We start from the raw sequence: 15,894 nt of genomic DNA, 5'->3' as shown, positions 1-15,894 counted from the left end.
GGGCTATATCCCCGTCTTCTCTAGTTCTTCTATTTTTGATCGAAGAAATTCAAGATTCTCGTCCTTTCCAGGCTGGAAAAACCTAATTGCATAATCTGTATGATACTGATGCTCAGTCATGAATTTTTCACTGTTCCTCAACCAACCCAATAGCTCAACAGGCCTACCATTGAGCTGCTCATTTTCTTTCTTTAACAGCAAGGTTTGGGCATAAAATTGATTTGAACTCAAATGGTAAAGATCTGAATCACAGATTATGGAATCCATGAGATTCTTTGGAGTTTGTGGGACTTTGGTAGCAAGTATTGCATTATAGATAGCTTCGATTCTACTCTTTGGTACCCCGAACTCCTGTAAAAAGTCTTGTGCAAAATCAGCTCCTCTTTTCTCGTGATCCAGCGCGACTCCTTCCCAATAGCCAACATCATGTAACCATCCTGAAAGAAATAAATCCTCCAATTCATCCTTATCCATTTGATAATATTCGCCGATCTCTTTGGCTTTCGCTACAATTGATAAGGTATGCTCTAAATTATGGTAGCAAACGTTTGGATTTAATCGCTCAGCAAACATTTTTCTGATGTTGTATTCAAAATTGTCGAGATCTTTATCCACAGGCTTTAGAATAATTTGTAATAACTAAAACAAAACTAATTTACTATTTATATTGACTTCAACAGTTTTAAACAATTGAATTATAATCATTTAAAACATTAATCACTCAGATCTAAGTAAAATAACCAATATTTCTTTCTCGGAATACTACTGTTTTGAACCTTCAAAAATCACCAAAAACTTTAAAAATTTGAACAATTCAAACATTTTATCTTTTTGCCAAATATCAATAATTCATCGACTTTCCAACAAGAGGCTTAAATCAAACTATAATTCCATTGCTTAATTTTTAAAATATTCTTCGAAAACAGTAATTTAAGCAATAACAATCTGCAATTGGTCAGTAATTGAGAAGTTATATATTTGCTCAATTAACATTTTCAAAATTAACAGTAGGACATACTTTATTTATGGAACAAGCTTTGATTTATGTAGTCCCAGCTCTTGGGCTGGTAGGCCTGATCGTGATGGCCATTAAATCTGCCTGGGTAACCAAGCAGGAAACTGGCGATAAAAACATGATGGAACTCGCGGGTTATATCGCAGATGGAGCTATGGCTTTTTTGAAAGCTGAATGGAAAGTACTTTCCTATTTTGCAGTTATAGCAGTTATACTTTTAGCATGGTCGGGAATGTCGGTTGAGACATCCAGCCCAGTTATAGCTATTTCCTTCCTTATAGGAGCCGTATTTTCAGCTTTCGCTGGATATATAGGTATGAATATCGCTACCAAAGCAAATGTCCGAACCACCCAAGCCGCCAGAACCAGTTTGAAGCATGCCCTTAAAGTATCCTTCACTGGAGGCTCCGTAATGGGACTTGGTGTAGCTGGCTTAGCAGTATTAGGACTCGGATCACTCTTTATACTTTTCTACCATATATATGTGCAGCGTGTTGTCGGGGCCGGAGTGAATGGCGTGGAAATGGAAAAAGCACTAGAAGTACTTGCAGGTTTCTCTTTGGGAGCCGAATCTATTGCACTCTTTGCACGTGTGGGCGGAGGAATCTATACTAAAGCTGCCGATGTGGGAGCTGATTTGGTGGGAAAAGTAGAAGCTGGAATCCCGGAGGATGACGTAAGAAACCCAGCCACAATTGCAGATAACGTGGGTGACAACGTAGGTGATGTAGCAGGGATGGGAGCTGATTTATTTGGTTCTTATGTGGCTACAATCCTTGCTACGATGGTGTTGGGCAGAGAGATTGTTTCAGTGGATAATTTTGGGGGTATCGCCCCTATCCTACTGCCAATGGTACTGGCAGGTTTAGGAATTGTGTTCTCTATCATGGGGATGTTCTTTGTGACTATTAAAGATGATAAAGGAGATGTGCAGCATGCCTTGAACATGGGGAATTGGTCATCCATAGTCTTTACAGGAATTGCCTCATTTTTTGTGGTGAAATACATGCTTCCAGAGACCTTATCTATCCGTGGCTATGACTTCACCAGCATGGATGTGTTCTATGCCATCATCCTTGGGCTAGTGGTAGGTACACTGATGAGTATCATTACGGAATATTATACAGCAATGGGCAAACGTCCAGTAAAATCTATCATACAGCAATCAGCAACTGGCCATGCAACAAACATCATTGCCGGACTTGCGGTTGGAATGGAATCTACCGTTCTACCAATTCTAGTTTTAGCAGGTGGCATCATGGGATCATATGCATTTGCAGGTCTCTATGGAGTAGCGATAGCGGCAGCAGGAATGATGGCGACGACAGCAATGCAGCTCGCGATTGATGCTTTTGGCCCAATCGCAGATAATGCCGGTGGGATCGCGGAGATGAGTCAACTTCCAGAGGAAGTAAGACATCGTACTGATATATTGGATGCAGTGGGAAACACCACAGCTGCATCAGGTAAAGGCTTCGCTATTGCATCTGCCGCGTTGACTTCTTTAGCTTTATTTGCAGCATTTGTGGGTGTAGCGGGAATTGATGCCATTGATATATTCAAAGCCCCTGTGCTTGCCGCCTTATTTGTCGGGGGTATGATACCCTATATATTCTCCTCCCTTGCTATAGCAGCAGTGGGCAGGGCCGCGATGGATATGGTGAATGAAGTAAGACGGCAGTTCAGAGAAATCCCAGGCATTATGGAATATAAAGCCAAACCTGAATATGAGAAGTGTGTAGAGATCTCTACGAAAGCTTCACTTCGGGAAATGCTACTTCCTGGGGCCATTGCGCTACTCACTCCACTTCTTGTAGGTTTTGGATTCCAGGGTGTATTTGAACAAGTTTCCTCTGCTGAAATGCTTGGAGGATTACTCGCAGGTGTGACAGTATCAGGAGTATTGATGGGTATGTTCCAGTCAAATGCCGGTGGGGCTTGGGATAATGCGAAGAAGTCTTTTGAAAAAGGTGTAGAGATTGATGGAGAGATGTACTACAAAAAGTCTGAACCACATAAAGCTTCAGTAACCGGTGATACTGTTGGCGACCCTTTCAAAGACACTTCGGGTCCATCTATGAATATCCTTATAAAATTGATGTCTATTGTTGCTTTGATTATTGCTCCACACATCAGTCAAAGTAATCACGCTGCTGCAATGTCAGAGAAAGTAGAGATCAAAAAAGAAATCCAATATGAGGACGGAAAAAAAGTAGTGACCGAAACAATCACAGAAATTAAGAAAGTGAATTAACGGGACATACACTTTTTCCCGGCTTAAAAATGGACTGCCTAATTCAGGGCGGTCTTTTTTTTGATCTCATCCTCAAAGAATAAGCTTACTCTTGCATGTATTCAAAATAAAATACGGCAAAAACACGCATAGGCAAATAATCTTTGACTTGTAAGAAATAATTATCTTTTCGTTAAAAATCACCTACAAAATATTGAATTTACCAAAGCATTATTCGTAATTTATACAATAATGCTAGTAAGAATACCCGAAATCTGATTGATAGTTGAGTTTTCATAGCATTTAGGTTGATTCAGAAGCAATAATTTGAAATCTACGTTAACCATCAATATATGCTGTAACAAGCATCTGCGAAAAGGAGCTTACTGATAAGCGTGCTATTTAACTCTTTGAAAGAAAATATGGCAATGCAGGATTTTGCCAGAAATTGAATAAATAAAAAGCAAACCAATTAAGTACATATTAAACAACTAAACACATGAAGAAAAACTACGCAATGACATTGCTTTTTCTCTTGGGTTTTCTGGTGAGCGTACCATTGTACGCCCAGCAGACGGTCAAAGGAAAAGTAACCTCTCAAGAAGATGGAGAACCTCTTCCAGGGGCAAGTATTTTGATCCAAGGCACCAGTACAGGCGCTGTCACTGACATCGATGGTAATTATAGTATCGATGTTCCAAATTCAGATGCTGTATTGGTTTTCTCTTTTATAGGTTTTGATTCTAAAAGTCTGCCTGTAGGCTCTCTCACTACCCTAGATGTGGCTCTATCTACAGCTTCATCTGATCTGGATGAATTTATTGTAACAGCATTTGGTATATCTCAGGAGAAAAAATCGCTTGGCTATGCTGCTCAGAGCATCGATTCAGAAGCAATTACCACAGCACGCCAACCAAACCTAGTAAATGCGCTTCAAGGTCAGGTAGCTGGGGTGCAAGTGACAAATTCAGGAGGAGCACCGGGACAATCCGCCAGGATAGTAATTCGTGGCATCAACTCACTCGATCCTAGTGCAGATAATCAGCCATTATTCGTGGTGGACGGAGTACCTGTTGATAATTCTACTGTAGAGGCTGCAGATAATCGTACTCCCCGGGGAATGACCAATAGAATTGCAGATATCAATCCAAATGATATCGAGACAATGTCTATATTGAAAGGTGCTGCAGCCACAGCACTCTATGGAGTACGTGCAGCAAACGGTGCAGTCATCATCACTACTAAAAAAGGAAAATCAGGCCAAGTCCAAGTGAATTTTTCAAGCTCCTTTGGCATAGACAAACTCGTCAAAATGCCTGCTTTACAAAATGAGTATGGTCAGGGGTTCAGTGGTGAAAGAGATGATAGTAGCTTCTGGCCGTCTTGGGGCGCTAACATTGCGGAAGAAAATGACCCTTCCTATGTTTATCAGGACAATTGGAATAATGCATTTAATACTGGGAAAACTTTTGACAATAGTTTAAGTGTGTCTGGTGGCAATGATAAAGCAACTTTTTATGGATCATTCGGTAGACTAGATCAAGAAGGTATCATTCCTTTCTCCAACTGGGAAAGAACTACAGCAAAACTTTCTGGAACAGTAACTGCCAGTGAGAAATTCAATTTTTCAGGTTCAATCAACTTTAGTAATTCTGGCGGAAATAGAGTGCCTCACGACAGATTTCTTGAAAGAATGATGTATTGGTCTGAGTCTACGGATGTCACTGATTACATCAATGAAGATGGGACAATGAAAACCTATGGCAACACAAACCCTATCTATGACGCCAGATTTGCCACCTATGAAGATGATGTTAACAGAATTATTGGTAACATTAATTTCAATTATAGTCCGACTAATTGGTTAATGTTTTCATATCGTCTAGGAACTGACTTTTATAGTGATAGCCGTACAGAGATAACTCCTGGCCCAACGGGAATAGATGGTGAGCAAGCGTTAAGTTCTACTGGATTTATTGAAGAAACTAGAATTACCAGTAAAGACCTCAATTCCAACTTTTATATAACCTTGAAGAAACAATGGAATGATAGCTGGAATACCCAGTTAAGAGTGGGAAATGATGTCTTTGAAAGAAAGTACGATAGAATCTCACTTTCCGGAAGTGATTTCGTAATCCCTGGATTTTATAATGTCAGCAATACCACTCAGGTTTTTGGCAGTCAGGGTAAAAGTATCAGAAGGTTGGTGGGATTCTATGGTGATCTGATGGTTGATTATAAAAACTTCCTTTTCTTAAACATTACAGGTAGAAATGATATTTCCTCGACTCTACCTAAGGAAAACAACTCATTCTTTTACCCTTCTGTAAATCTAGGCTATGTATTTACTGAGAATTTTGAAATGCCATCATGGTTTACCTTTGGAAAACTAAGAGCCTCTTGGGCACAGGTAGGTAAGGATACTAATCCGCATATCTTAGGCGCAACTTTCGTCTCACCTTCGGTATTCCCGTTGAACGGTCAGGTTGGTTTCTCTAAGAACTCAACCTTTGGTGATCCGGCTCTTAAGCCAGAGGCAACAACATCCGTAGAATTTGGTACTCAACTGGCCTTCTTCAATAATAAATTGAATATGGATATAACTTATTATAAGTCCAATTCAAAAGATCAAATCATCCCAGTACCAATTTCCGACGCTACGGGATTTTCTTCATACATCACCAATGCTGGTGAGATAGAAAACAAAGGTTTTGAATTCGTACTTGGTGGAACGCCAATCGAAAAAGGCAATTTCCGCTGGGATGTATCCGCAAACCTGACTACCAATAAAAATGAAGTGAAATCAATCCGGGAAGGAATTGATCAGATCGTAGTTGGTTCTCAATTTGGCTATGTTGGCTCTACAGTTACAATGATTCTAAGAGAAGGTGAAGCTTACGGAAACATATCCGGAAGTCATTATGTACGACCTGATCTGGCAGAAGGTGAAAATACGTTGAATAGAGACTTACCACAATTAATAGGAGCAAATGGTTTTCCTGTAAGAACAGGAAATCAAATTATCCTCGGTAATGCAATTCCAAAACTTTTTGGTGGGTTAAAAAACCAATTCACTTACAATGGACTTGAATTTTCATTCCTTATAGACTTTAGATCTGGCCTTGAGCAATATGACCAGTTTGGCAACTTCCTTTCAGCTTTTGGAAAGCAAGAGGATTCGGAAAGAAGAAATGAAACTGTAGTATTTCCAGGTGTAATTGCTGATGGTTCTCAGAACACTAAAGAAGTATGGCTTGGACAAGGAGTAGGTCCTGATGGAGTTGATTATGGAGCAGGTTATTGGAGAAATCACTACAGGGGAGTGTCAGAAAACTTTGTAAATGATGCTAGCTTTATAAAGCTAAGAAATATCACCTTGGCTTACAGCTTGCAGCCATCTCTGCTTGAAAGAACGCCATTTAGGACTGCTAGAATATCATTGGCAGCAAACAACATCATCCTTTCAACTCCTTGGGATGGATTTGACCCTGAGTCCTTCTCAGCGGGTGCAGGCGGTAATGCCGTTGGATTCACAGGGTTAGGTTTCCCTGGCGTACAAAGCTATTTCGTTACGTTGAACTTAGGACTCTAACTACTAAAAGACTTGAAAGATGAAATTGAAAAATAAAATAAAAGCAATATTGGGCGCATCTATAGTTCTTTCGGCATCTGCCTGTGAGTCTTATTTAGATGTAAATGAGAACCCAAACAATCCTCAAGATGCACCTATCTCAGGCTTAATGGCAAACATTACCTATGAGACTAGCTTGAATGTGTACCGTGAAGGAAGTGCAGTAAGTAATTACGTACAGTATTTAGCATCTCCCAATCCTGCAAGTGGCTCAGATACGATGGATCCACTTAATTTCAGCTCACTTTGGTTCAGCCTCTACAATGTAATGACTGACCTATACACCATGAATGAAAAAGCAGAAGCTGAGGGAGCACTCCAATATCTTGGAGCAGGCCAAGTTTTGATGGCACTCAATCTTGGGATGACAGTTGATTTATTTGGAGATGTACCGTTTTCGGAAAGCTTCAACTTCAGTACAGTAACACCTGCGTATGATGATGATCAAGTACTATATAGTAACGTAATGAGTCTCTTGGATCAGGGGATTTCCAACCTTCAAGCTACCTCAACATCTTCCATTGGTGATGATGACTTCATCTATGGTGGAGATATTGACTCTTGGATGAAGTTTGCCTATACGCTCAAAGCTCGCTATATGATACACATGAAAGGCGGCGCAGGATATAGCGCAGCAGATGTGTTGGCAGCAGCTGATCAAGGCTTCACATCCAATAATGAAAATGCTCAGGTATTTTTCTTTGAGCAGCGATTTAACCCCTGGGCTCAGGATGCTATCAACAATGCCAACTTATTGCTGACTGGCTGGATCTCAGAACAGTTTATCGAAGCCTTGGATGGAACTTCATATCCTACAGTAGATCCAAGACTTGCCTTGATGGTAGGAACTACAGACGATGGCGAATTTATTGGAACTGTCAATGGAGCTGGACGTGGAAATGCGCCTGAGCAGGGAGCCAGATCCACACTGGTCGAAGGTCAATTTTATACCGAGAGACAAGCACCCTTATTAATTGCTACGTATGCTGAGTTGAAATTTATCGAAGCAGAAGCAGCATTTGACACAGACAAATCCCGCGCTTACGACTCATATCTTGCCGGAATCGAAGCCCATATGGATATGCTTGAGGTTGAGCCTGCTGATAAAGAGGCGTATTTATCCCATCCAAGTGTCAGCATGGGAGCAGCAGCTCTTACGATTGATGATATTTTTAAAGAGAAATATGTAGCAATGTTCTTGCATCCTGAAACATGGAACGATGCCAGAAGGTATGATTATGCTTATAAGAATATGACCTTACCGGCTAATCTCAATCCAAATCTTGGTGGAGAATACATCAGAAGACTTGCCTATCCTGATAGTGAAATAAGTAGAAATGGAGGCAATGTTCCTTCTGTAAGTCTGTTAGATCGAATCTGGTGGGATCAATAAACTAACCCACTTTATGAAAGTCTCCTGTTTAAAAGCAGGAGACTTTTTTTGTTTAAATTGAGTAAAACAACCACTATGAAAAAAATTCTCTTTGCCTGTGTAATTGCCTTCAGCTCCTGCACCGTTCAGCATATCAACAAGTCCATCACCAAATCAGATGTCTTCAATAAAGGGCATTTGGGCTTTATGTTGGTAGATCCTGTTAAGGATAAAGTACTTGTGGACATCAACTCAGACAAATACTTTATTCCTGCATCCAACACTAAGCTATTTACCTTTTATACTTCCTATACAGTTTTGGGAGACAGTTTGGTAAATGGCCTAAACTATTTAGAAAAAGGAGATTCGCTTATATTCTGGGGTACAGGAGATCCTAGTTTATTGCACCCAGATTTGAAAAATACCAAGGCAATCGAATTCTTAAAAGGCACTGATAAAAAGCTGTATTTACTGGATAATTTTGATCAAGTTGATGCATTCGGATCAGGATGGTCTTGGGACTGGTACAATTCTCATTACGCTGCAGAACGCTCTGCCATGCCAGTCTATGGCGACATAGTACGTTTCGCAAAAAGTGAAGGTGACAGTACGTTCACCATTTATCCCCCACAATTCGAGTCTTCCATGCAGCTCGTTGAGCCCAGAGGTACTTCAAGCGCTAGTTTCCGCAGAGATCATCTGGAAAATAAGTTTAGCTACTTTGTAACTTCAGATGCCACTAACAAAAGATTTGAAACTGATATACCATTCATTACATCAGCAGACTTTGCTACCCAATTGCTATCAGAGGAAATTGGGAAAGATATAAAAGTCATAAAAAAACAGCTATACCTCTCCGAGGAGCCTAAGAAACTACTAACTGCCCCAGCTGATAGCATCTATGCACAGATGATGAAAATCTCTGACAATTTCCTCGCTGAGCAACTTTTACTTCTGGTTTCCGATCAGCTGGATAACAAACTCAGCACTTCTGATGCCATCGCCTATTCCAAAGAAAACTTACTTGCAGACTTGCCTGATGAGCCTATTTGGGTAGACGGCTCTGGGCTTTCTTCCAAAAACATGTTCACGCCACGAAGCATAATCGCGTTACTTGGTAAGATCCGAACTGAAGTACCTTTAGAGAAAATCAAAGCCTATTTCCCCGCTGGAGGAGAATCAGGAACGATTCGAAATTGGTATCCATCAGATGAAGGCCAACCGCCATATATCTATGCCAAAACCGGAACGCTATCTATGAGTAATGCACTCAGCGGCTATTTGATTACCAAAAGCGGAAAAATCCTCCACTTTTCTTGTTTGATGAACAATTACGCGATTCCTAGTTCTGAGCTAAAAACCGAGTTGACAAAAGTGCTTTATTACATTCACGACAAGTATTAATCATGAAAAAAAACATACTTCTATCCTTTCTTCTTTTCCTTTTTTTTCACTCAGTCCACTCCCAAACGTTCACAATGGAGCAGGTAGGAAAGTTCAGTTTCCCTTCTGAATTAACTTCCTCCCCTACTGGAGAGAAAATAGCTTGGGCAATGAATGAACAGGGAAAGCGGAATATTTATTTTGCAGAAGGCCCAGCTTTTGATCCTAAAAAATTAACCGAATTCAACGAGGATGATGGTCAGGAAATCAGCAGTCTTCAATTTACCCCAGATGGAAATTTGTTGATTTTTGTGCGCGGAGGAGATCACGGAGGTGGTAATTCCTCCTCCACAGTAAATGCTCAAAATCTCCCGAAACTCCCAAAAGTGGAAATCTGGAAAATCAAACTTGCAGATGGAACGGTGGAAGCCATCACTGAAGCTGATGATCCTTTTGTAGGGCCTCCCCATCAATTGGGCTACCTCAAAGGAGGACAAGTCTGGACGGTGGATTTAAAAACTGCAGCTAAGCCATCCCAGCTTTTTGAAGTGAAAGGAAGCGTCAATTATGCAAAATATTCTCCCGATGGAACAAAGCTGGCATTTGTATCCAATCGAGGATCCCATTCATTGGTAGGAATCTATCAGGATAATGAAACTCCCATTCAATGGATGTCTCCTTCCTTTCATCGTGACGTGCTTCCTCAATGGTCACCTGATGGTGAAAAACTGGCTTTCATCAGGCTTCAAGGTGGAAAAGGAGCAACTTTTGATCTATTAGAACCTAGACACACACCATGGGAAATCTGGATTGCGGATGCATCTTCTGGTGAGACAAAAGAATTATGGAAAGCTCCAGAGACACTTAGAGGATCTTACTCATATCCATTTTTCTCATTCAGTGCAGATGGTAATTTGGTTTTCCAATCTTATGAGGACGGCTGGCAACATTTGTATTCTCTTGAGGTTGGGTCCGGTAAAACCACTTTACTGACTCCAGGCGACTACATGGTAGAACAGATCAAGATTAATGCTGACAATTCTAAACTTATATTCTCAGGAAACACGGGCTCTGAACCAGAAGACTTAGATCGAAGACATGTAGGATCAATCGATATTTCCAGTTCAACATTAACTTGGGAAACAAGTGGGGATGGCATAGAAGCCTATCCTGTTTGGATTGGAAATAGTGATAAGTACGCGTACTTCAGTGCGACTGCAAAACGATCCCATTTGATCGCCGTGAATGATGGCACAAAAACTAAACTTTTGCAAGAGTCCATTATCCCTACAGATTTCCCTCAATCTTACCTTGTGATTCCTAAGCAGGTAAAATTCACTGCACCTGATGGCACAACAGTTTATGGTCAGCTATTTGAAAAAGGAGGCGGTGAAGGCAAAAAACCAGGAGTTGTTTTCGCTCATGGTGGACCTCAACGACAAATGCTTTTGGGCTGGAGTTACATGGATTACTATTCCAATACCTATGCGTTGAATCAGTATTTGGCAGAACTTGGATTTGTGGTTTTATCTGTGAATTACCGTTTAGGTATTGGTTATGGATATGAATTCCACCGACCTGCCAATGGCTATTACCAAGGCGCTGTAGAGTATCAAGACATCAAAGCTGGGGGTGAGTTCCTCGCCTCTTTGCCGCAGGTGGATGGAGATAAAATCGGAATTTATGGGGGTAGTTACGGAGGTTATTTGACTGCTTTGGCATTGGCACGGGATTCTGACTTATTTAAAGTCGGAGTGGATATCCACGGTGTACATGATCTAGATGGTCGATATGATCTTCCCGAAACGTATGAAGTCGCAGCTGATTTAGACAAAGCAAAGAAAATAGCATGGGAATCTTCACCAATAGCTGATTTAGCTACCTGGAAATCGCCAGTGCTTTTTATTCATTCAGACGATGACCGAAATGTAAGCGTGAGCCAAACCGCTGATTTGATCCGAAGATTTGAGGAGCTGGGCAAGCCTTATGAATCCATTCTTATCCCAGGAGACACACACCACTGGATGAAGTGGTCAAACATGATCAGAGTAGATCAGGTAACAGCAGATTTCTTAAAGAAGCACCTGATTGATTAATTCGATTCAATGATTCAACTACAAAATATTCATCATATAGCCATTATCTGCAAGGATTATCAACGTTCCAAAAAGTTCTATACTGAAATATTAGGCCTAGAAATAGTAAGAGAAGTATATCGCAAAGAAAGAGACTCCTACAAACTTGACTTAAACCTAAATGGTCAATACGTTATAGAATTGTTCTCCTTTCCCTCCCCACCAGACAGAGTTTCCAGACCGGAAGCTGCTGGACTAAGACACATAGCTTTTGCTGTGACTGGTCTTGAAGCGTGCGTTGATGAGCTTTCTAAGCATAAAGTAAACTCTGAACCCATTCGGGTTGATGAATTTACAGGAAAACGATTCACATTTATAGCTGATCCGGATGGCTTACCTGTTGAGTTTTACGAAGTCTAAAATTAAATTAAATACATGTCCGAACTCAATACCAAAGCAACAGATGATTCAGTAGAAGGCTTCCTCCATTCCATCGAACATCCTACGAGGAAAGCAGATGGGTTGAGGCTTTTAGATCTTTTCAAAGAAGAGACAGGGGAAAGGCCTGTTTTGTGGGGCTCGAGTATAGTAGGCTTTGGTAAATACAACTACAAATACATCTCAGGGAAAGAGATGGAATGGTTTCCCGTTGGCTTTTCTCCCAGAAAGCAATCCATATCAATATATATTATGCTTGAAGAAGCAGATTTAAAACCTTTCTTAGCAAAACTTGGTAAACATAAAAAAGCCAAAGGCTGCCTTTATATCAATAAAATGTCTGATGTAAATGAAGAGGTTTTTAGGGAAATGATCCATACTTCCATAAATTTAATCCAAACAAAAACCCTATAACAATACTATGCTACATGTTTTAAATGGTGATTCGTTGGCATCTTCATTTCCGGCCAGCATTCCGGGCGAAATCACAGTTGTCCGGGAATGCCTAGTTGATGGCCCTGTAAGTGCACATTCTATCGAAGAGCTATGGGTAATTCGAGATACGTATCTCTCAAAAAATTACCCATCAGCTTCTGAAGAAGACTATTTCACTAAAGTAGTCCCAGAGTTTGGAAAAATTATGACTGCTGCTCCAGAAACAAAAGTCTATCTATGGTTTGAGCATGACTTGTTCTGTCAGGTGAATCTATGGTTTGTAATGCACTTGCTTCAAAAGCATAAAGGTTCAGTTTATCTGATATCTCCTACCACTGATTTAATCGAAGGTTTTGGGGGAATGAATCAGTTGAAATTAGAACAGGCATTTAGAGATGCAAAATTGCTTACTGCAAACGAAAGGCATATTTTGAGAGATATGTGGTATTTATACCAACGACCGGATATTGCTGAGGCCATCACTCTTTCTGAGCAGACCAGTCCTGAACTACCTTTTCTATACCCTGCAGTACTAGCATGGAAAGAGTCCATTCCTCATGGTGAATTTCTTGGGAGGCCAAAAGAAGCCTTAAAAGAAATCGCAGCTCAATTAGGCACAGATGACTTTGGGAAAATCTTTCGGGCTTTCCATATCAAGCATGCTATTTATGGCTATGGAGATTTGCAGGTAAAGCGACTCTGGGAAGAATTGAAAAATGAAGAGATGCAAAAATAAGTTTAAAGGAGCTGCATCAAAACGAGGACACTGAAAAAGTCCTCTGCAAAAATTGCACCATCAAAAAGGTGTGAAAATATAAATTAAACCCTCTGAGAATCGTTTATATGCAAACTGGTTAAATGAAATTTCCAAATATTTAAAGCAGAATGGCTTATGAGGATAATAATTCATAAGCCATTTTTTTTAGGGATAATTTTTCAGTGGCCTCCATCAAAACAGCTCCTTTTTTTCATTCTAATTCCCGTAACATTTTCTCAGATGAATCAATTACTCCTTTATACTTTTTCAGACCCCATCGACTAAAAAAGTACATAAAAACCAAACCAACCGGGATGTAAATCATCCAAAACACGGGGTTTAAAATCTTCGCTAAAGAACCACTCAGTTCAGCCAATGGTGGCAAAATCGTAATCATCACTATCCCTCCAGAGATCATCCCATACTGGTGCACCTTCTCAAATCGAATTTTGTTTTTGATAAATGTATTCAAAATGGTAGAGGGGGTTTCTGAGTCTATCCGCACGTTTCGCATACCTTTAATCGCTGTTAAACTAGCTGTTGGAAGAGCTATCATGATAAAAATACTGATTAGTGCAAAAATCTGATTGTACCATAGTTCAAATTCCGAAAAATGGGACAGCAAATACACGGCATAGCCTACACAGACCAAGGAACCCAGGATTTCGGAAATCCTGATGGTGTTTAGTTTCTTTCTGAATTTTTGTTTGGTGATTTCCATAAGAAGTTCCTTTTGAATTTTATCCTGTTTTTCCACTTGCAGACTGAGGTCAGCCCAGAGTGATTTCATTTCTTCGAGTTCCATGTTGTTAGTCGGTTTGAGCGGTGACACCTGATTTTAACTTTGCTTTGATTCTGGACATCCTCGTCCCTACATTGCTTACCGTGATTCCCGATATTTCAGCAATCTCCTCATAGTTCTTTCCCTCCAAAAAGAGAAATACTATACCCCGATCCAGCATATTCAGCTTTCTGATCTGCGCATAGAGCTGCTGGATTTTTTCTTCTTTTCCGACATCTTCCGGATCTGAAAATTGGATTTTCACATCTTGAAGAGGAACTACCCTAAGTTGTTTCTTAGATCGATTCAGATGAGTGATTGCTGTGTTCATCCCCACCCGATATAGCCAGGTGGACGGTTTGGCTGCTTTTTTAAAATTATCAAATGACTTCCAAGTTTGATACACGATCTCTTGATACAGATCATCTTGCTCCTCCCGCTCCCTCGCATAGATCGATACTATCTTGTAGATCAGCCCCTGGCTTTGGTGGATTAGATTGACAAACTCTTCTTCTTTATTCATTTGGTTTCTTTTCTCTATTAGTCTTCGATCTCTGGAAAAAATCACATAATTGCTGAAAAATATTTAGAAAAAATAAAACAGTTGATAAAAAACTGTTCGTGAGACACGAACAGTGGCGGAAGCAAGTCCAGCTTCTGGAGAAGCAAAACAATTGCTACATAAGAAGTCAAAATAACTCTTTGAGCTCTGCGAAAACCTTTGTGTCCCCTGCGGATAAAACAATCCATCACAAATCCTTATTTTCGTGTTATGCAGTGGTCCACGCCTTTTACAATTCCGGAATCACCCTTTCCGATTTCCCATCAAAGTAAAATCCTAAGTATGGGTTCATGCTTTGCGCAGACTATTGGGCAAAAGATGCTTGATCACAAATTTGACTGCCTAGTCAGTCCTTTCGGGACTATCTTTCACCCCATGATTTTGGGTGATCTGCTGGATCATGCAATGTTTCAAGATAAGTTGGAGGAAAATGGACTGATAGAGCGGGATGGAATGTATTATTATCTAGGGGCACATTCTGACCTTAATGGAAATTCTTCCGAGCAATTGAAAAAGAACTATGCCTTTCACCTTGAGGAAACCAAGAAATACCTGGAATCAGGGACGCATCTAATACTGACTTTAGGCACCTCATGGATTTACGAAACCGAGGACTTTGGCAGGGTGGCAAATTGCCACAAACTTCCCCAAAAGCTGTTTCGGAAAAGACTTGTTCCACTTGAAGAAATGGTCTCTCACCTAAGCCATGTTTTTGGAAATATATCTAGAGCTTATCCTGACTTGAAAATCATTTTGACAGTCAGTCCAGTTCGCCATATCAAAGATGGCATTCCAGAAAACCAACTTAGTAAAAGTCTCCTACGCGTGCTTTGTCATGAGTTAGAAAAGAGACTAAGTAACACGATATATTTCCCTGCTTATGAAATTCTTATAGACGAATTACGGGACTATCGCTTTTACAAAGAAGATTTGATTCATCCGAGTGCCGAAGCCGAAAACTACATCTGGGAAAAATGGCAAATATCGAATTTCAGCGAAGATACCAGACATAAAGTCGATCAGCTTCACAAGATCAATCAAGACCTAGCTCATAAACCACTCAATCCTGAAAGCGAGGCACACCGAAAGTTTCTGGCAAATCTCCTCCCAAAGCTGGAACGATTAAATACCGAATTTGATTTTTCAAGAGAGATAGCTGATGTTAAGCAAAAGTTGGAAGTTTTATCAGCTTAGTTTTTCAATCTTTCAATT

At 40.3% G+C, this 15,894-nt stretch carries 12 protein-coding genes; 9 read left to right on the top strand and 3 right to left on the bottom strand.

Annotated features, from left to right (window positions below; translation table 11 throughout):
- Positions 1–3: 3 nt before the first annotated feature.
- Complete coding sequence (locus SYJ56_RS07555) at positions 4–615, bottom strand: HD domain-containing protein (RefSeq protein WP_323833092.1); 612 nt, start codon at positions 613–615, stop codon at positions 4–6.
- A gap of 410 nt (positions 616–1,025) precedes the next feature.
- Here SYJ56_RS07555 and SYJ56_RS07550 point away from each other — a divergent pair, with 410 nt between their 5' ends.
- The 8 genes from SYJ56_RS07550 to SYJ56_RS07515 all read left to right on the top strand — a co-directional run bounded on the left by SYJ56_RS07550 (position 1,026) and on the right by SYJ56_RS07515 (position 13,318).
- Positions 1,026–3,269: a sodium-translocating pyrophosphatase gene (locus SYJ56_RS07550; RefSeq protein ID WP_323833090.1), complete on the top strand. Its 2,244-nt coding sequence runs from the start codon at positions 1,026–1,028 to the stop codon at positions 3,267–3,269.
- 478 nt (positions 3,270–3,747) lie between these two features.
- Positions 3,748–6,840 (top strand): SusC/RagA family TonB-linked outer membrane protein, encoded by a 3,093-nt coding sequence (locus SYJ56_RS07545; protein WP_323833088.1) that lies wholly within the window; start codon positions 3,748–3,750, stop codon positions 6,838–6,840.
- A gap of 19 nt (positions 6,841–6,859) precedes the next feature.
- Positions 6,860–8,272: a SusD/RagB family nutrient-binding outer membrane lipoprotein gene (locus tag SYJ56_RS07540; protein WP_323833086.1), complete on the top strand. Its 1,413-nt coding sequence runs from the start codon at positions 6,860–6,862 to the stop codon at positions 8,270–8,272.
- A gap of 75 nt (positions 8,273–8,347) precedes the next feature.
- Positions 8,348–9,655: a D-alanyl-D-alanine carboxypeptidase gene (locus SYJ56_RS07535; protein WP_323833083.1), complete on the top strand. Its 1,308-nt coding sequence runs from the start codon at positions 8,348–8,350 to the stop codon at positions 9,653–9,655.
- 2 nt (positions 9,656–9,657) lie between these two features.
- Positions 9,658–11,730 (top strand): S9 family peptidase, encoded by a 2,073-nt coding sequence (locus SYJ56_RS07530; RefSeq protein WP_323833081.1) that lies wholly within the window; start codon positions 9,658–9,660, stop codon positions 11,728–11,730.
- Positions 11,731–11,739: 9 nt separating this feature from the next.
- Positions 11,740–12,129: an SMU1112c/YaeR family gloxylase I-like metalloprotein gene (gene gloA2, locus SYJ56_RS07525; protein WP_323833079.1), complete on the top strand. Its 390-nt coding sequence runs from the start codon at positions 11,740–11,742 to the stop codon at positions 12,127–12,129.
- A 15-nt stretch (positions 12,130–12,144) separates the two neighbouring features.
- Positions 12,145–12,561, top strand: coding sequence for a DUF1801 domain-containing protein (locus tag SYJ56_RS07520; RefSeq protein WP_323833077.1), 417 nt, complete (start codon positions 12,145–12,147; stop codon positions 12,559–12,561).
- 7 nt (positions 12,562–12,568) lie between these two features.
- A complete protein-coding gene (locus SYJ56_RS07515; RefSeq protein WP_323833075.1) occupies positions 12,569–13,318 on the top strand; it encodes a DUF1835 domain-containing protein in 750 nt (249 codons plus the stop codon).
- A 232-nt stretch (positions 13,319–13,550) separates the two neighbouring features.
- On the opposite strand, the gene SYJ56_RS07510 is transcribed toward SYJ56_RS07515, so the two are convergent.
- Complete coding sequence (locus tag SYJ56_RS07510) at positions 13,551–14,144, bottom strand: hypothetical protein (protein ID WP_323833073.1); 594 nt, start codon at positions 14,142–14,144, stop codon at positions 13,551–13,553.
- Positions 14,145–14,148: 4 nt separating this feature from the next.
- On the bottom strand, positions 14,149–14,643 hold the full coding sequence (locus SYJ56_RS07505) for an RNA polymerase sigma factor (protein ID WP_323833071.1): 495 nt from the start codon (positions 14,641–14,643) through the stop codon (positions 14,149–14,151).
- Positions 14,644–14,892: 249 nt separating this feature from the next.
- Here SYJ56_RS07505 and SYJ56_RS07500 point away from each other — a divergent pair, with 249 nt between their 5' ends.
- A complete protein-coding gene (locus SYJ56_RS07500) occupies positions 14,893–15,876 on the top strand; it encodes a GSCFA domain-containing protein (RefSeq protein ID WP_323833069.1) in 984 nt (327 codons plus the stop codon).
- The last annotated feature ends 18 nt before the right edge of the window (positions 15,877–15,894 follow it).

Origin of the sequence: Algoriphagus aurantiacus (assembly GCF_035156405.1) — a bacterium.
In the GTDB taxonomy this organism is placed as follows: domain Bacteria; phylum Bacteroidota; class Bacteroidia; order Cytophagales; family Cyclobacteriaceae; genus Algoriphagus; species Algoriphagus aurantiacus.
This window is presented reverse-complemented; position numbering and strand designations above follow the sequence as displayed.